This window comes from Pseudomonas sp. H1_A03, assembly GCF_054685145.1.
Genome location: NZ_CP162829.1, coordinates 5,953,559 through 5,972,143, shown reverse-complemented (window position 1 = coordinate 5,972,143; position 18,585 = coordinate 5,953,559). Strand labels below are relative to the sequence as shown.

The window sequence follows — 18,585 nt, the reverse complement described above, 5'->3', positions numbered from 1 at the left end:
GGATAGCCCGCTGCGGTTCAGGTGCGGTTCAGAGCCTGTTCAGGGGGAGTTCAGGGGCGCCTGCGTAGTCTGGCCTAACAGCCAAAATGCGTGGAGGTAAGCACCATGAGTGCGATCAAAAAGCTGATGTTGGCGTTAACCATGCTCAGTGCCACCGCTGGGGTCCAGGCCGCTGATGGTGCCTTTGCCGCATTCGGCAAAGAAAAGACCCGAAAAACCAGCACCTTGATTCAGCGTGTCAGCCTCGAAGACGCTGGCAGCCAACCTACGCCCTGGGGCCAATCCCTTGGCCTTGTCACCCCGCAGCCGGCGTACCGCGCTGGCTATGAACACCTGACCGGTCAGTTCAATGGTATTAAACTGCGCCCGCAAGACCTGCAGGGCCGCTATGATATCCCTCTGTCGGACAGTTGATTTGCCTTGGAGAGCCTTATGAAATTGCTGGTGGTGGAAGATGAGGCGCTGCTGCGCCATCACCTGTTTACCCGCCTGACCGACAGCGGCCACGTGGTCGAGGCCGTGGCCAATGCCGAAGAGGCCCTCTACCAGACGGGCCAATTCAACCATGACCTGGCCATCATCGACCTGGGCCTGCCCGGCCTGGGTGGGCTGGACCTGATCCGCCAACTGCGTACCCAGGCCAAGACCTTCCCGATCCTGATCCTCACGGCTCGCGGCAACTGGCAGGACAAGGTCGAAGGGTTGGCTGCCGGCGCCGACGACTACTTGGTCAAGCCGTTCCAGTTTGAAGAGCTGGAAGCGCGGATGAACGCGTTGCTGCGTCGCTCCAGTGGTTTCACCCAGTCGACCATCGTGGCCGGGCCGTTGCTGCTGGACCTTAACCGCAAGCAAGCGTCCCTCGACGAACAGCCCCTGGCACTGACCGCCTACGAATACCGGATTCTCGAATACCTGATGCGCCACCACCAGCAAGTGGTCGCCAAGGACCGTTTGATGGAGCAGCTTTACCCCGATGACGACGAGCGTGATCCCAATGTCATCGAAGTGCTGGTCGGTCGCCTACGCCGTAAGCTGGAAGGCCCGGCCGGGTTCAAGCCGATCGACACCGTGCGTGGCCTGGGCTACCTCTTCAATGAGCGCTGCCGTTGATTCGCTCGTTACGCGTGCGCTTGATGCTGGCGGCCGCCACTCTGGCCGTGCTGTTTATGCTGGGTTTGTTGCCGGCCATGCAGGGGGCGTTCAGCCTGGCGTTGCAGGACTCCATCGAGCAGCGCTTGGCGTCGGACGTCACCACCCTGATTTCCGCCGCGCGGGTCGACAATAACCGCCTGCAGATGCCGGCGCAGTTGCCGGACGAACGTTTCAACCTCACCGACAGCCGCCTGCTCGGCTATATCTACGACCGCGAGGGCCACCTGGTGTGGCGTTCGCGGGCGACCAAGGAAGAGAACATCAACTACAAACCGCGCTACGACGGGCGCGGTAATGAATTTGCGCGAATTCGTGAGGCCAATGGTCAAGAATTCTTTGTGTATGACGTCGAGGTCAGGCTGCTGGGCGGCAAGAGCGCGGCGTTTAGTATCGTCGCCCTGCAACCGGTGCGTGAATACCAACTGACCCTCGAAGGCCTGCGCGAAAACCTCTACCTGGGCTTTGGTGCGGCGTTGCTGGTGTTGCTGACCTTGCTCTGGCTGGGCCTGACCTGGGGCTTGCAAGCCTTGCGGCGGCTTAGCCAGGAACTCGACCAGATCGAAGGCGGCACCCGAGAAAGCCTTAGTGAACAACACCCCCGCGAATTGCTGCGCCTCACCGGCTCCCTCAACCGTTTGCTGCACAGCGAACGTGAGCAACGTGCGCGCTACCGCGACTCCCTTGACGATTTGGCCCACAGCCTGAAAACCCCGCTGGCGGTGTTGCAGGGCGTGAGCGAAGACATGGCCCAGCGCCCGGAAGATCGCGACCAGGCCTGGGTTTTGCAGTCACAGATTGAGCGCATGAGCCAGCAGATCAGTTACCAGTTGCAACGCGCCAGCCTGCGCAAAAGCGGCCTGGTGCGCCACCAGGTACGCCTGGCGCCGGTGCTGCAAAGCCTGTGCGACACACTGGACAAGGTCTACCGCGACAAACGCGTCACCGTCTCCTTTGAACTGCCGGATGAATGCGACGTGCCCATCGAGAAAGGCGCCTTGCTGGAATTGCTCGGCAACCTGCTGGAAAACGCTTACCGCCTGTGTTTGAGCGAAGTGCGCATCAGCCTGGTGGAAAGCCTGGAGGGCAGTGAGCTGTGCATTGAGGATGACGGGCCGGGTGTGCCGGCGGACCAGCGTGCGCGGATTTTGCAACGGGGTGAACGGCTGGATCGCCAGCATCCCGGGCAGGGGATTGGGTTGGCGGTGGTCAAGGATATTATTGAAAGCTACGGCGCACGCTTGACCCTGGGGGATTCACCGTTGGGTGGCGCGGCATTCAAGATTCATTTTCCGGCCTTGTGATCTCTATTGACTCCACTGGCCTCATCGCAGGCAAGCCAGTTCCCACAGTGGATTGGGTTCACAAATCACTATGTGTTAACCCAATCCACTGTGGGAGCCGGGCTTGCCCGCGATGAGGCCCGCACAAGCAACACAGCTCTAACTCTCTTGCGCGCGATACGCCCCTGGCGTCAGCCCCGTCCACTTCTTGAACGCCCGATGAAACGCCGACGGCTCGGAAAACCCCAACTGCTCGGCAATCTCCTGCAATGACAAATCCGCTCGGCCCAAATGATAAATGGCGATGTCCCGCCGCAGCTCATCCTTGAGAGCCTGAAAACTGGTGCCTTCTTCGCGTAAATGTCTGCGCAGGGTCTGCGGGCTGATGTGCAGGTGCTGGGCGACGGCTTCCAAGTCCGGCCAGGGCGTGCGGTCGCGGCTGAGCAAGCGGCGTAGCTGACTGCTCAAGCTATCGCCTTCATCTGGCCGAGAGAGCAAGTCGGCGGGTGAGCGCTCCAAAAAGTGCTTGAGTGTGCGCTCATCCTGCAGCAGCGGCAGGTTCAGGTAGCGCGCGGGAAACACGAGGCTACTGTTCGGCGCACCGAATACCTGGGCACAGGGAAACAGCAGGTCATATTCGCCGGCGTGAGCCGGCGTCGGATAACTGAAGGTGGCCTGGTGCAGCCGAATCCGTTGGCCGATCAGCCAGCTGCCCAGGCGATGCCAGATCACCAGCAGGCATTCGCTGAGGAAGTGATCCGGGTCCCACAACTGCGAGTCGTCCAGACTCAAGCGGGCCATTTCGCCTTCACGTGTCAGCTGCCAGCGCGGGCCTTGTGGGAATAGGCTATAAAATAATAAGCCGCGTTCCAGGGCTTTCTCCAAGGTGCGGCAGTGGATCAGCGCGTGGCACATCATCGCGAAGGTGCCGCGTTTGCTTGGGCCGTCGGCGAACCCAAGATATTCATCGTCAAGCGCCAGCCAGAGCATTTGCAGCAACCGGGCGAATTGCTCCGGCGCGATACGGGCGCGGGGTTCGGTGAGCAGCTCCGGCGTGATGCCCACCTGGTCCAGCAGCCCCGAATAGTCGTAACCGTCCCGACGCGCCCCGCCGAGAGCAGCGCGGGCGAAATGACTGGCGATGGTACGTTCACGCATGCGAAGGCCTCGTCCATGGAGTCGCGGATGGTAGCCAGCGCTGGAGAGGGTCACAAGGCGGATATCCGCCAAATTGTAGGACGGGATTGGGTGAGGGGGCGGAAATCCGCCACTTGCTTATGCGCTTGGGAGGATGCCAGGAAGTCCCAAGCCCTGATGCCTAAAGGCCTTTGCGGATTTTAAGAGAAGTGGCACGGCGTTTGCGATAAGGACTACAGCGCAGGCTTGTTTCTACAGGGCTCGCAAACAACAAATCCCTCCAGTGCAGGAGGGTTCGCAATTCAAGTGTCGTGGGCAATGGCGGATATTTGCCACACGGGACGATTGAGGAACTTTGCAATGACGACTCGTCAGCCAATCTACAAATCCCTGTACTTCCAGGTGATCGTCGCAATCGTTATCGGTATTTTGCTCGGTCACTTCTACCCGCAGACCGGCGTGGCCCTCAAGCCACTGGGTGACGGGTTCATCAAACTGATCAAAATGGTCATCGCCCCGATCATCTTCTGCACCGTTGTCAGCGGCATCGCTGGCATGCAAAGCATGAAATCGGTGGGCAAAACCGGCGGCTACGCGCTGCTGTACTTCGAAATCGTTTCTACCGTCGCTCTGCTGATCGGCCTGATCGTGGTCAACGTTGTGCAACCGGGCGCCGGCATGCACATCGACGTAGCGACCCTGGACGCTTCCAAAGTCGCGGCCTACGTCACTGCCGGTAAAGACCAGAGCATCGTTGGCTTTATCCTCAACGTCATCCCGAACACCATCGTCGGCGCCTTCGCCAACGGCGACATCCTGCAAGTGCTGATGTTCTCGGTGATCTTCGGTTTCGCCCTGCATCGCCTGGGTGCCTACGGCAAGCCAGTGCTGGACTTCATCGATCGCTTCGCCCACGTGATGTTCAACATCATCAACATGATCATGAAGCTCGCGCCAATCGGTGCCCTGGGCGCCATGGCGTTCACCATCGGTGCCTACGGCGTAGGTTCCCTGGTGCAACTGGGTCAGTTGATGATCTGCTTCTACATCACCTGCCTGCTGTTCGTGCTGGTGGTGCTGGGTGGCATCTGCCGCGCTCACGGCTTCAGCGTGATCAAACTGATCCGCTACATCCGTGAAGAGTTGCTGATCGTACTGGGTACTTCGTCTTCCGAATCCGCACTGCCACGCATGCTGATCAAGATGGAGCGTCTGGGCGCGAAGAAATCCGTAGTCGGCCTGGTGATCCCGACGGGCTACTCGTTCAACCTCGACGGTACGTCGATCTACCTGACCATGGCTGCCGTGTTCATCGCCCAGGCGACTGACACCCACATGGACATCACCCACCAGATCACCCTGTTGCTGGTGCTGCTGCTGTCTTCCAAAGGCGCTGCTGGCGTGACTGGTTCGGGCTTTATCGTCCTGGCTGCGACCCTGTCGGCTGTAGGCCACCTGCCTGTTGCAGGCCTGGCGCTGATCCTGGGTATCGACCGCTTCATGTCCGAAGCCCGCGCGCTGACCAACCTGGTGGGTAACGCTGTTGCAACCATCGTTGTGGCCAAGTGGGTCAAGGAACTGGACACCGACAAGCTGCAAAGCGAGCTGGCGTCCGGCGGTACCGGTATCTCGGAAACGCGCGAGCTGGATGACCTGGGCGTGGCCGAAGGCCCTGCACCTGTCGTCAAGTAAACTGCTGATGGCGTGAACTAACGCCGACCGCAACGCACAAACGCCCCGACTGGTTCGGGGCGTTTGCGTTTCTGGCGCGTCACTTTGGTGGCTTTTGTTTTACAGTAAGTGAATGGTTTTTTACGCTTGCAGGAGGTTTTGTGGACAGTGTGGATCTGAATGTCCTGCGCAGCGTGCTGGAATGGCGTCGCGCCGGGCAGCGAGTGGTGTTGTACAGCGTGGTCCAGACCTGGGGCAGCGCGCCGCGCCCGCCGGGCGCCATGCTGGCGCTGCGCGGCGATGGCGTGGTGATCGGCTCGGTGTCTGGCGGCTGCATCGAGGATGACTTGATTGCACGCCTGAAGGATGGCCGACTGCCTGAAGACGGGCCGCCGGTGCAGTTGGTGACCTACGGCGTCACCCGCGACGAGGCGGCGCGTTTTGGCCTGCCATGTGGTGGCACCTTGCGCCTGACTGAAGAGCGCGTGGACGCGTGGGAATGGGTGTCGGAACTGCTGGCGCGTTGTGAAGATCATCAGATCGTCGCACGTGAGCTGGACTTGACCACCGGTAACGTCACCTTGAGCAGCGCGAGCAAGACCGATGGGGTGACCTTCGACGGCGAACGCCTGCGGGCTATCTATGGCCCGCGCTGGCGTTTGCTGTTGATCGGCGCCGGGCAGTTGTCGCGTTATGTAGCGGAAATGGCGCGGTTGCTGGATTTCGAAGTGCTGATCTGCGACCCGCGCGACGAGTTCGTCTACGGCTGGGAAGAACAGCACGGCCGCTTCGTACCGGGCATGCCCGATGAAGCGGTGCTGAATATCCAGACCGATGAGCGCACGGCCATCGTCTGCCTCACCCATGATCCGCGCCTGGATGATATGGCACTGCTTACGGCACTGAATTCCTCGGCGTTCTACATCGGCGCCCTGGGTTCGAGGGTCAACACTCAGAAACGCCGGGAGAACCTCGCGGCGCTGGGGTTGTCGGCGCAAGCGATTGCGCGCCTGCACGGGCCGATCGGGTTGCACATCGGCAGCCATACGCCGGCGGAAATCGCGCTGTCGTTAATGGCGGAAATTGTTGCGATCAAGAACGGTGTGGCGCCCATGCAGAAAAAGCCGCTGCCGGTGGTAGCTGAGTGACGCTGACGGCGATTGTGCTCGCGGCGGGGCAGGGCAGTCGCTTTCGTGCCGAGGCGGGGGCTGACCAGGATAAGCTGTTGGCTGATTGCGTCGGCCTGGATGGCGTGACTCGGCCAGTGATCGAGCAGGTGCTGGTGAATTTACCGAAGCGCGTTGTAAAGCGCTGGCTGGTGACCTCGCCGGAGCGAACGCAGGTGATCCGTTTGGCTGAGGCGTATGGCTGCGACGTCCTGCTGCTACGCTCGGCGGGGATGGGCGACAGTCTTGCCGCGGCGGTGGTGGCCAGCGGTCCGGCGGACGGCTGGCTGGTGCTGCTGGGGGACATGCCGTTTATTCAGTCATCGAGCATTGAGCAAGTAATCGATGGGTTGGAGGCGGGTGGCATCAGCGTGCCGCTGCAGGATGGGCAGTATGGGCATCCTGTGGCGTTTGACCGGGCATCTGGGCCGGGGTTGATGGCATTGACCGGTGACCGTGGGGCCAAACCGTTGTTTGCGCAGGCGGTGGTGAGGGAAGTGCAGCTGAATGACCCCGGCGTGTTATGGGATGTCGATTTGCCGCAGTCCCTGAATTTCACCCCGGTCTAAGTGTGGGAGCTGGCTTGCCTGCGATAGCGGTCTGTCAGCCAAAACACCTGTGACTGATACACCGCTATCGCAGGCAAGCCAGCTCCCACCTTTGCTTGCATTTCAAATCGATGAATCAGTGTTTTCGTCGCCATTAAAAAAGCCCCGCCTGATCACTCAGGCGGGGCTTTTTTAGTCGCTGCTGGAATCAGACGAGGGGTTTAGGCTCGTGCTCTGCTTCCCGTGCAGCAGCGGCGGCTGCTTCAGCTTCCTTGCGACGACGACGCACTTCACGTGGGTCGTTCGGTGCACGGCCGTTTTCGGTCAGCGCGCTGGCCGGTGCGGCTTCAACCACTGGAGCGGCCACTTCGGCAACCACCGGCGCTTCAACGACTGGCGCAGGTTCAACGACCGGAGCGGGCTCAACCACTGGGGCAGGCTCGGCAACCACGACTTCAGCAACCGGTGCTGGCGCTTCTTCTACCACGGGGGCAGGGGCTGGCGCTTCAACCGGAGCGGCAGGCTCGGCAGTCCATTGGAAGGCGGTCTGTTCCTCACGAACTTCGCGTACTTCCGGCGCTGCTTCGACAACCGGTGCTTCAACAAACGCTTCGACCACTGGCTGAGGTTCAACCACAGGTGCGGGCTCAACAGCGGCCACTTCAACTTCTGGCTGAGCTTCAGGCGCCTGCGCCACTTCCACTTCCGGTACAACCGGCGCTTCGATTGGGGTGGTCGCTTCGACAACTGGTGCCTCTACGACTGGCGCTTCAGCAGCAGGCGCTTCAACAACCGGCGCTTCAACCACTGGGGTCTCGGCAACAGGTGCTTCCACAGCGGCGGTTTCTTCGATGGCGGCGGTGGCGCGTTCAGCCTGCTCGTGGGCCTGGGCTTCAGCAGGTGCGCTGATAACCGAGCTGGCAACGGCAGCCGTAACGGCCAGGCCGGCAGCCAGTTCTTCGCCAGTTGGCTCGCTGGTAGCGGCTTCTGCGTTTTCGCCGGCTTCTTCCGAGCCTTCGATCACGTTGCCGTTGGCGTCACGTTGACGCTCACGACGGTTGCTGCGACGACGCTGGCCGCGGGAGCGGCGGCGTGGACGATCGCCTTCGGCGCCTTCCTGACCGTCTTCCTGCAGTTGCTCTTCGCTGGTCAGCACTTCCTCTTCTTCGCTGGCGGCAGCCGCTTGCTCGGCGCGTGGTTGACGCTCTTCACGCGGAGCGCGCGGTTGGCGTTCTTCACGTGGCGCACGCTCTTCGCGCGGTTGGCGAGCCGGGCGTTCTTCTGCAACGACAGCGGCACCGGCAACGGCTGGCGCAGCGTCCAGTGGCTCGCGCAATTCACGCACACGCTCTTCACGCTCGCCACGAGGCTTGCGATCTTCACGCGGGGCACGTGGGGCACGTGGCGCGCGCTCTTCACGCGGTGCGCGTTCTACCACTGGGGTTTCTTCACGGGCTTCGCGAGGTGCGCGCTCTTCACGTGGGGCGCGTTCTTCACGCGGCGCACGTTCTTCGCGCGGCTTGCGCTCTTCGTCACGGCGACCGTTGCGGTTACGGCTTTGTTGGCGACCGTTGCGACGCTCTTCGTTGCGTGCAGGACGCTCGGAAGCCGGTTTTTCAACCACAACCGGAGCGGCTGGCTCTTCTTTGGTGGCGAACAGGCTGACCAGCGATTTCACCAGGCCTTTGAACAGGCTTGGCTCAGGCATAACGGCCGGAGCGGCAACAGGCGCTGCTGCTTCAACGGGTACCGGTGCGTTGGCACGGGCAGGGGCCGTCTTGACCGCAGCTTCCTGGCGAACCAGGGTACGGGTCGCAGCGGCTGGCTGGACTTCTTCCACTTCGGCAGCGGCAGCGGCGATTTCATAGCTGGACTGGCCGCTGTGGGCTTCCGGGCTGTCATCACGCAGGCGCTGCACTTCGAAGTGCGGCGTTTCGAGGTGATCGTTCGGCAGGATGACGATACGGGCACGGGTGCGCAGTTCGATCTTGGTGATCGAGTTGCGTTTTTCGTTGAGCAGGAAAGCTGCAACCGGAATCGGCACTTGTGCGCGGACTTCGGCGGTGCGGTCTTTCAGGGCTTCTTCTTCGATCAGGCGCAGGATCGCCAGGGACAGCGATTCAACGTCACGGATGATACCGGTGCCGTTGCAACGCGGGCAGACGATGCCGCTGCTTTCGCCCAGGGATGGACGCAGGCGCTGACGAGACATTTCCAGCAGGCCGAAGCGCGAGATGCGGCCGACTTGCACGCGGGCACGGTCAGCTTCCAGGCATTCGCGGACTTTCTCTTCCACGGCGCGCTGGTTCTTGGCTGGGGTCATGTCGATGAAGTCGATCACGATCAGGCCGCCGATATCACGCAGGCGCAGTTGGCGGGCGATTTCTTCTGCCGCTTCCAGGTTGGTCTGCAGCGCGGTTTCTTCGATGTCGCTGCCTTTGGTCGCACGCGCCGAGTTGATGTCGATGGACACCAGGGCTTCGGTCGGGTCGATCACAATGGAGCCGCCGGAAGGCAGTTCGACCACGCGCTGGAAGGCGGTCTCGATCTGGCTTTCGATCTGGAAACGGTTGAACAGCGGAACGCTGTCTTCGTAGAGCTTGATCTTGCTGGCGTACTGCGGCATCACCTGGCGGATGAAGGTCAGGGCTTCGTCCTGGGCTTCAACGCTGTCGATCAGCACTTCGCCGATGTCCTGGCGCAGGTAATCACGGATGGCGCGGATGATCACGTTGCTTTCCTGATAGATCAGGAACGGCGCGGAACGATCCAGGGACGCTTCTTTGATGGCGGTCCACAATTGCAGCAGGTAGTCGAGGTCCCACTGCATTTCTTCGCTGCTGCGGCCCAGGCCGGCAGTGCGAACGATCAGGCCCATGTCGGCGGGTGCGATCAGGCCGTTCAGCGCTTCACGCAGTTCGTTGCGCTCTTCGCCTTCGATGCGACGGGAAATGCCGCCGGCACGTGGGTTGTTCGGCATCAGCACCAGGTAACGACCGGCCAGGCTGATGAAGGTGGTCAGGGCGGCGCCCTTGTTGCCACGTTCTTCTTTTTCGACCTGGACGATGACTTCCTGGCCTTCGCTCAGGACGTCCTTGATGTTCACGCGGCCTTCAGGGGCTTTCTTGAAGTATTCGCGGGAGATTTCTTTGAGGGGCAGGAAGCCGTGGCGCTCGGAGCCGAAATCGACAAAGGCAGCCTCAAGGCTTGGTTCGATGCGAGTAATCCGGCCTTTATAGATGTTGGCCTTCTTTTGCTCGCGTGCACCGGATTCGATGTCCAGGTCGTAGAGGCGTTGGCCATCTACCAGTGCAACACGCAACTCTTCGGGTTGAGTTGCGTTAATCAGCATTCTTTTCATGTTGTACCGTCGGTTTCCGGGCTGCCGGAAACGGCGTTCGGCACACACGACTTCTCACGGTCGGTGTCAGGTGCGTCAAGAGTGGTTGGCCACTCCAGTGTCCAGCAATAACAGGCCAATTGGGCCGTATCGCGACGGACGCGTCCTGCTTGTTAGCGGTGGTGACAAAGGCACCACTTCAACAAAAGCTAAGGTCAGGAGGAGGAATCAACCGACGACTGTGGACGAGATGAAGCGTCTAAATATAAGCCTAGTGCTACACGGTCCGACGGTTGTGCATCTCCACCCTACACGTATCCCTGATAATTCGGGTGCTGCCGCGCGCAGAATCCGCAGCGGGTTGGCATTTACCGTGTTCTCCAATGGGGAGTCCACGCTCATGGCTAAACAAGACTGAATGTGGGCGACTGCGCTCTCACTCAGCTCTTAACAGGCGTTGTTTCCGAAGCATTCACCATGGTCTGGCTCAGAACTGACTGCACTTTGTGAACTGGCCGTAAATATCGGCGCAAAACGCGAGTATTCACTCTGCGCATCGCACTCGCTTCAGGCCTCATGTCACCTGCGCTCGTTACAATCTTGAGCCTTCCAAGGTGGCGAACACCCCGTAGGACGGCCTCGCGTCCTGATGAATTGCGATGGTCAGGGCCGGCAGTTTGCCGCTAGTCCTCTGTCCAGGCCGCTTTTGGCGGCGTTCGCGACTATAGCAGCAATGATTAAGTGCTTCAATTCCATAAAAATTGTTATCATCGCCGCCATGACGAATACCGCCCCCCAGACCCCCAGCGTCCAGCTGCTTGAGGTCTCGCCGGAATATGCCGGCCAACGCATCGACAATTTTCTCCTGGCCAGGCTCAAAGGCGTGCCCAAGACCTTGATTTACCGCATCTTGCGTAAAGGTGAAGTGCGGGTGAACAAGGGTCGGATCAAGCCCGAGTACAAGTTGCAGGCGGGCGATATCGTCCGTGTGCCGCCGGTTCGCGTGCCCGAGCGTGATGAGCCCGTGCCATTGGCGCAGGGTCTGTTGCAGCGCCTCGAGGCGTCGATTGTCTTTGAAGACAACAAGCTGATCGTGATCAACAAGCCCTGCGGCATTGCGGTTCACGGCGGCAGCGGCCTGACGTTTGGCGTGATCGAAGCCTTTCGTCAGTTGCGTCCGGACGCCAAGGAGTTGGAGCTGGTCCATCGCCTGGACCGAGACACCTCCGGCCTGCTGATGATCGCCAAGAAACGCAGCATGTTGCGCCACCTGCACACCGCGCTGCGTGGCGATGGCGTGGACAAACGCTACATGGCGCTGGTGCGCGGCAACTGGGCCAGTTCCATCAAGAGCGTTCGTGCGCCGTTGCAGAAGAGCAACCTGCGTTCCGGCGAGCGCATGGTGGAAGTCGACGAGGAGGGCAAAGAAGCCCTGACGTTGTTCAAGGTACTGCGCCGTTTCGGCGACTTTGCCACTATGGTCGAGGCCAAACCGGTGACCGGTCGCACCCACCAGATTCGTGTGCACACGCTGCATGCTGGCCACTGCATTGCGGGTGACACCAAATACGGCGACGAGGACTTCTCCAAGGAAATCCGCGACCTGGGCGGCAAGCGCCTGTTCCTGCACGCCTACATGCTCACAGTGCCGCTGCCGGATGGTGGCGAATTGAAGCTGCAAGCGCCGGTCGATGAGATGTGGGCCAAGACCGTGGAGCGTTTGAGTGTCGCACCGTGATTACAAACTGCTGATATTTGATTGGGACGGCACCCTGGCCAATTCCATTGGCCGGATCGTTGAATCGATGCACATGGCGTCAACGCGCTCGGGCTTCGAGCTGCGCAGCGACTTTGCGGTCAAGGGCATTATCGGCTTGGGCTTGCCTGAGGCGATCCGCACCTTGTACCCCGAGATCAGCGAGGTCGAGCTGGTCGCGTTTCGCGAGCACTACGCCGATCACTACACTGCGCTGGAGGCTGAGCCTTCGCCGCTGTTTGATGGCGTGGCGCAGTCTCTGCAGGCCTTTCGCGCCGAGGGTTACCACTTGGCGGTCGCCACCGGCAAGTCGCGCCGCGGGCTGGATCGAGTGCTCAAGGCCCACGGTTGGGATGATTATTTCGACATCACCCGTGCTGCCGATGAAACCGCCAGTAAACCTCATCCTCTGATGCTGGAGCAGATCCTGGCGCATTGCGGCGTGTCGCCACGTCAGGCTTTGATGGTGGGGGATGCCTCCTTCGATCTGATGATGGCGCGCAATGCCGGCATGGACAGCGTGGCGGTCAGCTACGGCGCCCAGGCTGCCGAGGCCTTGCAGCACTATGAGCCGCGACTGACGATTGATCATTTTTCCGAATTGCAGGCCTGGCTAAACCGGGCCCGATAAGTCTTTGCTGGGGTTAATGGCATGAGTGACGAATGGAAAGCGCCCGAAAAGGCTGAAAACGGTGATGACAAGAGCTGGAAGCTGCTGGAGAAAACCCTTCTGGCCAGCGTTCAGGAGCAACGTCGTGCGCGGCGCTGGGGGATTTTCTTCAAGCTGCTGACCTTTGTCTGGCTTATTGCCATGCTGGCATTGTTCAGCCCACTGATGGACATGGAAAAAAGCGCGACCCGTGGCGCCAGCTACACCGCCCTGATCGAAGTGCGCGGAGTCATTGCCGACAAGGAGCCGGCCAGCGCCGACAATATCGTCAGCAGCCTGCGTGCTGCGTTCGAAGACCCCAAGGTCAAAGGCGTGATCCTGCGCATCAACAGCCCCGGCGGCAGTCCGGTGCAGTCGGGTTATGTGTATGACGAAATTCGCCGTCTGCGTGGCCTGCACCCGGATATCAAGCTGTACGCAGTGATTTCCGACCTGGGCGCTTCGGGTGCCTATTACATCGCCAGTGCCGCCGACCAGATCTACGCCGACAAGGCCAGCCTGGTGGGTTCCATTGGTGTGACAGCGGCCGGTTATGGCTTTGTCGGCACCATGGAGAAGCTGGGTGTGGAGCGCCGCACCTACACCTCGGGCGAGCACAAGTCGTTCCTCGACCCGTTCCAGCCACAAAAAGCTGATGAAACCGCGTTCTGGCAGGGCGTGCTCGACACCACCCATCGCCAGTTCATTGCCAGCGTGAAGCAGGGGCGCGGCGACCGTCTGAAGGACAAGGATCACCCGGAGTTGTTCTCCGGGTTGGTGTGGTCGGGCGAGCAGGCGTTGCCGCTGGGTTTGATCGACGGCCTGGGCAGCGCCAGTCTGGTTGCGCGGGATGTGATTGGCGAGAAGGAGCTGGTGGATTTTACGGTTGAGGAATCGCCGTTTGATCGGTTCTCCAAGAAGCTGGGCGCCAGCGTGGCGGAGAAGCTGGCGTTGTACATGGGCTTCCAGGGCCCGACCCTGCGCTGATCCAAGAGATGTATAGATTCAAATGTGGGAGCAACTGTCTTGATGGTTTTCATCAAGCCATTTTTTCCAGAGGCGGCAACGCTCCCACGGCTGTACTCCGTGTAACTGCTTTAGGAAATAGCTACCGCAGGATTTTAGGCGGCGTGCTCTTTCCATTCAGATCCATCACGGATCATTGCGTTTAGGCGTACCAGCAAAACACGCATACACGCGATGAGTGCCACTTTGGCGCATTTTCCTTTCTCGCGCAGCGCCTTATATCGCGCGGCAAACTCAGGCTGAAACCGGATCACTGACCAACAGGCCATATACAGTGAACGCCTCGCGGCGAACCTGCCGCCGCTGATATGACGCTTGCCTTTGTGCTTGCCGCTATCGTCGTTGTAGGGCGCAGTGCCGCTCAATGCTGCAATCTGATGTCTACCCACCTCGCCTAGCTCCGGAAGATAGGACATCAAGCTGGCCGCTGTAACAAGTCCTATGCCTTTGACTGAGCACAGAAGAGCTACTTTTTTACGATCCAGACGTTCTGTACTTTGGCGGATCAGGCTTTCCAGCTCCTTCAGCACTTTTTGCAAATAGTCGATATGACTCTGCAGCGCAGGCTTGACCACGTCAGAGGAGGCCGTTTTAAGCCGCCGTTTGTCGTCATCTCTTTGCTGAACAAAGTGCTCTCGCTGTTGGACTAGGGCGCGCAAATCATCCTGCTCGGCGCTGGTAACCCGGCTATCGGGCGATTTGATGACCGCTGCGAACTGCGCAAGAAGGCGTGCATCTATCGGATCGGTTTTGGCTTGTTGCCCCATAGCCCGGGCAAAGCTTTTGGCTCGGCCAGGGTTGATCCGTATGACTTCAAAGCCCGCAGCTTGAAGCGCTTTCATGACTTTGCGCTCGTAACCGCCAGTGGCCTCCAGCAACACTCGACCCACGCGATGCAGGGTTAGCCATCCAATTAACCCAGGAAAATCACTCTGCGAATTGGAACAACTCATCGCTACATCCAGTTGATCAACCCGAATCTCGAGGCTACCGCTGGAGACATCAATACCTGCTGGATAGGAAAACATAGCCAAATCCTCTTACACTCAAGGTGAGAGCGCTCTGGCTTGGCCCACGCTTGTAACTGTTCGAGGTGGGCTCGTTCAACTGTTCGGGCTCAATGACCAGAGTGGAGAGGTGAGTGACAGCATGGGCTCCCACACGTGCTTTAAGCACTTCGGGCATTCAGCTTGTCACTCACCGCTCTCACCTTCAGTTTAAGCCTGGTTCAAGACACAAGCGGGCTTGCCCGCGATAGCGGTTGGCCAGTCGACATTTATAGTGGCTGGACCACCGCTATCGCAGGCAAGCCAGCTCCCACAGTAGTTTGGTGGTGGAATTAAGGGATTTGCACGCCTTCAGCCAGCAGCATGTCCACCAGGCGAATCAGCGGTAGGCCTATCAGGCTGGTCGCGTCTGGCCCTTCGGTGCTCTGAAACAGGCTCACGCCCAGCCCCTCAGCCTTGAAGCTGCCTGCGCAGTCATACGGCTGCTCAATCCGCAGATAGCGCTCAACACGCTCAACGTCCAGCTCACGCATGTGCACGGTAAAAGGTACGCAGTCGACTTGGCAGTGCCCTGTCTCGCTGTTCAGCAGCGCCAGGCCGGTGAGAAAGCTGACGCGCTTGCCGCTGGCGGCTAATAATTGCTCGCGCGCGTTTTCAAAGGTGTGAGGCTTGCCGATGATCCGGCCTTCCAGCGCGGCAACCTGATCAGAGCCGATAATCAAATGCCCTGGATGGCTGGCCGCTAGCGCGCGGGCCTTCTCTTCGGCCAGGCGCTTGACCAGCTCAATGGCGGACTCATTTGCGCGATGGCTTTCATCGATATCCGGCGAGTTGCAGATGAACGGCAAGTGCAGGCGGCTCAGCAATTCCCGGCGATAAACCGAGCTGGATGCGAGTAATAAAGGCAGCATGGGCGACTCCTCAAAGGCAGTGGCAGATTCTAGCGCGTGACCGGCTGACGCACAGGGCTGAATTTCCTTTGACATGGCCCGGTGCATCCCTATAATGCTGCGCCTATGTTGAATGACCCGATTCCACCTCACGTTGACCCGCGCAAACTGGCTGATCGTGGCACTTCCCTTCAAGGTGAGTTGCTGTTGGCCAATTTGGAGAGACTCTGCGACCCGCTTTCCGACACTGTCGGTACGGTGCAGGCTAAATTCGTTTTTGAACGAGATGAACGTAAATCTGTGGTAATTCACAGCGTTATCGACACCGAAGTCAAAATGGTTTGCCAGCGTTGTCTTGAGCTGGTCACCCTGCCGATCCACAGCGAATGCAGTTATGCTGTGGTGAAAGAGGGTGCGAATACCCAGTCGTTGCCGAAAGGTTATGACGTGCTGGAACTGGGCGAAGATCCATTGGATCTGCATGCACTGATCGAGGAGGAGCTTCTGCTCGCCTTGCCCATTGTGCCTGCTCATCATCCGGAAGAATGCCAGCAGCCGGCGGACCTCGGCGACGAGTCCGAACCGAGCGAGGACGAGGTAACGCGGTCCAACCCGTTCAGTGTATTGGCGCAGTTAAAGCGTGACCCAAACGTTTAGGAGTTAATCAATTATGGCTGTTCAGCAGAACAAAAAATCCCGCTCTGCCCGTGACATGCGTCGTTCGCACGATGCCCTGACGGCGAGCACTCTGTCTGTAGAAAAAACCACCGGTGAAATTCACCTGCGTCACCACGTATCGCCAGAAGGCGTATACCGTGGTCGTAAAGTGATCGACAAGGGCGCTGACGAGTAATCACTTGTCTGCTCTAGTCATCGCGATAGACGCAATGGGCGGGGACTTCGGTCCCCGCAGCATTGTTCAGGCCTGCATTGCCAGCCTGTCTGCCACACCCTCGCTGCACCTGACCCTCGTTGGTCAACCCTCCCTTCTTGAAGAACTGATTGTCAGCCATCCGGCGGTGGATCGCGCGCGCCTGACGATTACGCCGGCCAGCGAAACCATTGGTATGGATGAAAAACCGGCGGCAGCCCTGCGTGGCAAGCCCGATTCTTCGATGCGGGTGGCCCTGGAGCTGCTGCGTGATGGCAAGGTGCAAGCCTGTGTCAGTGCCGGCAACACGGGGGCCTTGATGGCGTTGTCGCGGCATGTGCTCAAGACATTGCCGGGCATTGATCGCCCGGCGATGGTGGCGGCGATTCCGACGCAGAAAGGTTACTGCCAGTTGCTGGACCTGGGTGCGAATGTCGATTGCAGTGCCGAGCACCTGTTGCAGTTTGCCGTGATGGGCTCGGTGGCCGCCGAAGCGCTGGGCGTGGCCCGGCCGCGGGTGGCGTTGCTGAATATCGGCACCGAAGACATCAAGGGCAACCAGCAGGTCAAGCTCGCCGCCACCTTGCTGCAAAGCGCGCGCGGCTTGAACTACATCGGATTCGTCGAGGGTGATGGTTTGTACCGTGGCGAGGCGGACGTGGTGGTGTGCGACGGGTTCGTCGGCAATATCCTGCTCAAGTCCAGCGAAGGCCTGGCGACCATGATCGCCACGCGTATCGAGGCGTTATTCAAGCAGAACCTGGCGTCGCGCCTGGTCGGCGCCCTGGCGCTGCCGTTGATGCGCCGCTTGCAGGCTGACCTGGCCCCGGCGCGGCATAACGGCGCAAGTTTTCTGGGGTTGCAGGGCATTGTGGTAAAAAGCCATGGCTCGGCTGGCGTCGAGGGCTTTCAAAGTGCTATTGCGCGGGCCGTGATCGAGATCCAGGAGAACCTGCCGCAACGCTTGCACGGCCGTCTTGAGGATCTGTTGCCTTAGGCGAATCGGCCCGGGAATGCTTAAATGTGACCGGCCAGTTCAATTGACCATCCAATCTGTCAGTTTCGTGCGCTCCCACCGTAGGCGTGCGCATTTTTGACGACCAGATCATTAGGGGCTTGTTACATGTCTACATCCCTCGCATTCGTCTTTCCAGGGCAGGGTTCGCAGTCCCTCGGCATGTTGGCCGAACTGGGCGCGCAATACCCGTTGATCCTGGACACCTTTAAGGAAGCTTCCGACGCCCTGGGTTACGACCTGTGGGCACTGACCCAGCAGGGGCCGGAAGAGCAACTCAATCAAACCGATAAAACCCAGCCGGCCATCCTGACCGCTTCGATCGCCCTGTGGCGCTTGTGGCTGGCGGAAGGCGGCGCGCGTCCAGCATTCGTCGCCGGTCACAGCCTTGGCGAATACAGCGCCTTGGTGGCGGCGGGCAGCTTGACCCTGGCTGAAGCGGTCAAGCTGGTCGAGCGTCGTGGGCAGCTGATGCAAGAAGCCGTTCCGGCAGGGCAGGGCGGCATGGCCGCTATCCTGGGCCTGGACGACGCCGTGGTGATCGAAGCCTGCGCCGAAGCGGCCCAGGGCGACGTGGTCAGCGCCGTTAACTTCAACTCCCCTGGCCAAGTGGTCATCGCGGGTGCCAAGGCTGCCGTTGAGCGCGCAATCGAAATCTGCAAGGCCCGTGGCGCCAAGCGTGCCTTGCCGTTGCCGGTCAGCGTACCGTCCCATTGCGAATTGATGCGCCCGGCGGCCGAGCGTTTTGCCGAGTCCATCGCTGCCATCAACTGGCAGGCACCGCAGATCCCGCTGGTACAGAACGTCAGCGCCGCCGTGGCGGCCGACCTCGACACCCTCAAGCGCGACCTGCTCGAGCAGCTCTACAAGCCCGTGCGCTGGGTTGAATCGGTCCAGACCCTGGCGGCCAATGGCGCCACCGAGCTGGTTGAGTGCGGCCCGGGCAAAGTCCTCGCCGGCCTGAACAAGCGCTGCGCCGACGGCGTCTCGACGGCCAACCTCAATACACCTGACGCCTTTGCTGCCGCTCGCGCAGCCCTGGTCTGACCCTCAATTTCCGAACTTAGGAGAAGCCTG

The 18,585-nt window shown here is 60.2% G+C and carries 17 protein-coding genes; 13 read left to right on the top strand and 4 right to left on the bottom strand.

Annotated features, from left to right (window positions below; all coding sequences use genetic code 11):
* Window positions 1–105: 105 nt before the first annotated feature.
* The 3 genes from AB4O35_RS27595 to AB4O35_RS27585 are packed head-to-tail and all read left to right on the top strand — an operon-like array spanning window position 106 to window position 2,453.
* Window positions 106–414 carry a hypothetical protein gene (locus tag AB4O35_RS27595; protein ID WP_065873979.1) on the top strand — a complete coding sequence of 103 codons (309 nt, stop codon included), beginning with the start codon at window positions 106–108 and terminating at the stop codon, window positions 412–414.
* Window positions 415–432: 18 nt separating this feature from the next.
* Window positions 433–1,110, top strand: a complete 678-nt coding sequence (locus AB4O35_RS27590) for a response regulator (protein ID WP_049711914.1) — start codon at window positions 433–435, stop codon at window positions 1,108–1,110.
* On the top strand, window positions 1,107–2,453 hold the full coding sequence (locus AB4O35_RS27585) for an ATP-binding protein (protein WP_065873978.1): 1,347 nt from the start codon (window positions 1,107–1,109) through the stop codon (window positions 2,451–2,453). Before AB4O35_RS27590 ends, AB4O35_RS27585 begins: the two co-directional genes overlap by 4 nt.
* A gap of 138 nt (window positions 2,454–2,591) precedes the next feature.
* On the opposite strand, the gene AB4O35_RS27580 is transcribed toward AB4O35_RS27585, so the two are convergent.
* Window positions 2,592–3,590 (bottom strand): AraC family transcriptional regulator, encoded by a 999-nt coding sequence (locus AB4O35_RS27580; RefSeq protein WP_065873977.1) that lies wholly within the window; start codon window positions 3,588–3,590, stop codon window positions 2,592–2,594.
* Window positions 3,591–3,929: 339 nt separating this feature from the next.
* Between AB4O35_RS27580 and AB4O35_RS27575 the strand changes: the two genes are divergently transcribed.
* The 3 genes from AB4O35_RS27575 to AB4O35_RS27565 all read left to right on the top strand — a co-directional run bounded on the left by AB4O35_RS27575 (window position 3,930) and on the right by AB4O35_RS27565 (window position 6,975).
* Complete coding sequence (locus AB4O35_RS27575; protein ID WP_065873976.1) at window positions 3,930–5,261, top strand: dicarboxylate/amino acid:cation symporter; 1,332 nt, start codon at window positions 3,930–3,932, stop codon at window positions 5,259–5,261.
* 140 nt (window positions 5,262–5,401) lie between these two features.
* The gene (locus AB4O35_RS27570; protein ID WP_065946019.1) at window positions 5,402–6,388 is read left to right on the top strand and encodes an XdhC family protein; all 987 of its coding nucleotides are present in this window, start codon (window positions 5,402–5,404) and stop codon (window positions 6,386–6,388) included.
* Entirely contained in the window at window positions 6,385–6,975 is a 591-nt protein-coding gene (locus AB4O35_RS27565) for a nucleotidyltransferase family protein (protein ID WP_065873974.1), read from the top strand. The genes AB4O35_RS27570 and AB4O35_RS27565 overlap by 4 nt, the downstream gene beginning before the upstream one ends.
* Before the next feature lie 187 nt (window positions 6,976–7,162).
* Here AB4O35_RS27565 and rne read toward each other — a convergent pair whose 3' ends face one another.
* Window positions 7,163–10,315, bottom strand: a complete 3,153-nt coding sequence (gene rne / locus AB4O35_RS27560) for a ribonuclease E (RefSeq protein WP_175403032.1) — start codon at window positions 10,313–10,315, stop codon at window positions 7,163–7,165.
* 757 nt (window positions 10,316–11,072) lie between these two features.
* On the opposite strand from rne, the gene rluC reads away from it, so the two are divergent.
* Genes rluC through AB4O35_RS27545 form a run of 3 tightly spaced genes read left to right on the top strand, consistent with a single transcriptional unit; the run spans window position 11,073 to window position 13,686 of the window.
* Window positions 11,073–12,032, top strand: a complete 960-nt coding sequence (rluC, locus tag AB4O35_RS27555; RefSeq protein ID WP_065890058.1) for a 23S rRNA pseudouridine(955/2504/2580) synthase RluC — start codon at window positions 11,073–11,075, stop codon at window positions 12,030–12,032.
* Window positions 12,019–12,681 carry an HAD-IA family hydrolase gene (locus AB4O35_RS27550; protein ID WP_065946018.1) on the top strand — a complete coding sequence of 221 codons (663 nt, stop codon included), beginning with the start codon at window positions 12,019–12,021 and terminating at the stop codon, window positions 12,679–12,681. The genes rluC and AB4O35_RS27550 overlap by 14 nt, the downstream gene beginning before the upstream one ends.
* Window positions 12,682–12,702: 21 nt before the next feature.
* Window positions 12,703–13,686 carry a S49 family peptidase gene (locus AB4O35_RS27545; RefSeq protein ID WP_065946017.1) on the top strand — a complete coding sequence of 328 codons (984 nt, stop codon included), beginning with the start codon at window positions 12,703–12,705 and terminating at the stop codon, window positions 13,684–13,686.
* A 134-nt stretch (window positions 13,687–13,820) separates the two neighbouring features.
* Here the strand turns inward: AB4O35_RS27545 and AB4O35_RS27540 are convergent, their stop codons facing one another.
* Together AB4O35_RS27540 and AB4O35_RS27535 are read right to left on the bottom strand one after the other, a co-directional pair.
* Window positions 13,821–14,753: an IS110 family transposase gene (locus tag AB4O35_RS27540; protein ID WP_065945948.1), complete on the bottom strand. Its 933-nt coding sequence runs from the start codon at window positions 14,751–14,753 to the stop codon at window positions 13,821–13,823.
* 311 nt (window positions 14,754–15,064) lie between these two features.
* Window positions 15,065–15,643 carry a Maf family protein gene (locus AB4O35_RS27535; RefSeq protein WP_065946264.1) on the bottom strand — a complete coding sequence of 193 codons (579 nt, stop codon included), beginning with the start codon at window positions 15,641–15,643 and terminating at the stop codon, window positions 15,065–15,067.
* A gap of 105 nt (window positions 15,644–15,748) precedes the next feature.
* Here AB4O35_RS27535 and AB4O35_RS27530 point away from each other — a divergent pair, with 105 nt between their 5' ends.
* The 4 genes from AB4O35_RS27530 (at window position 15,749) to fabD (ending at window position 18,555) form a co-directional block, all read left to right on the top strand.
* Window positions 15,749–16,279 (top strand): YceD family protein, encoded by a 531-nt coding sequence (locus AB4O35_RS27530; RefSeq protein ID WP_049711923.1) that lies wholly within the window; start codon window positions 15,749–15,751, stop codon window positions 16,277–16,279.
* 13 nt (window positions 16,280–16,292) lie between these two features.
* Complete coding sequence (gene rpmF, locus AB4O35_RS27525; protein WP_008152339.1) at window positions 16,293–16,475, top strand: 50S ribosomal protein L32; 183 nt, start codon at window positions 16,293–16,295, stop codon at window positions 16,473–16,475.
* Between the two features lie 4 nt (window positions 16,476–16,479).
* Window positions 16,480–17,490 carry a phosphate acyltransferase PlsX gene (gene plsX / locus AB4O35_RS27520; protein WP_083207179.1) on the top strand — a complete coding sequence of 337 codons (1,011 nt, stop codon included), beginning with the start codon at window positions 16,480–16,482 and terminating at the stop codon, window positions 17,488–17,490.
* A 126-nt stretch (window positions 17,491–17,616) separates the two neighbouring features.
* On the top strand, window positions 17,617–18,555 hold the full coding sequence (gene fabD, locus AB4O35_RS27515) for an ACP S-malonyltransferase (protein WP_065873968.1): 939 nt from the start codon (window positions 17,617–17,619) through the stop codon (window positions 18,553–18,555).
* The last annotated feature ends 30 nt before the right edge of the window (window positions 18,556–18,585 follow it).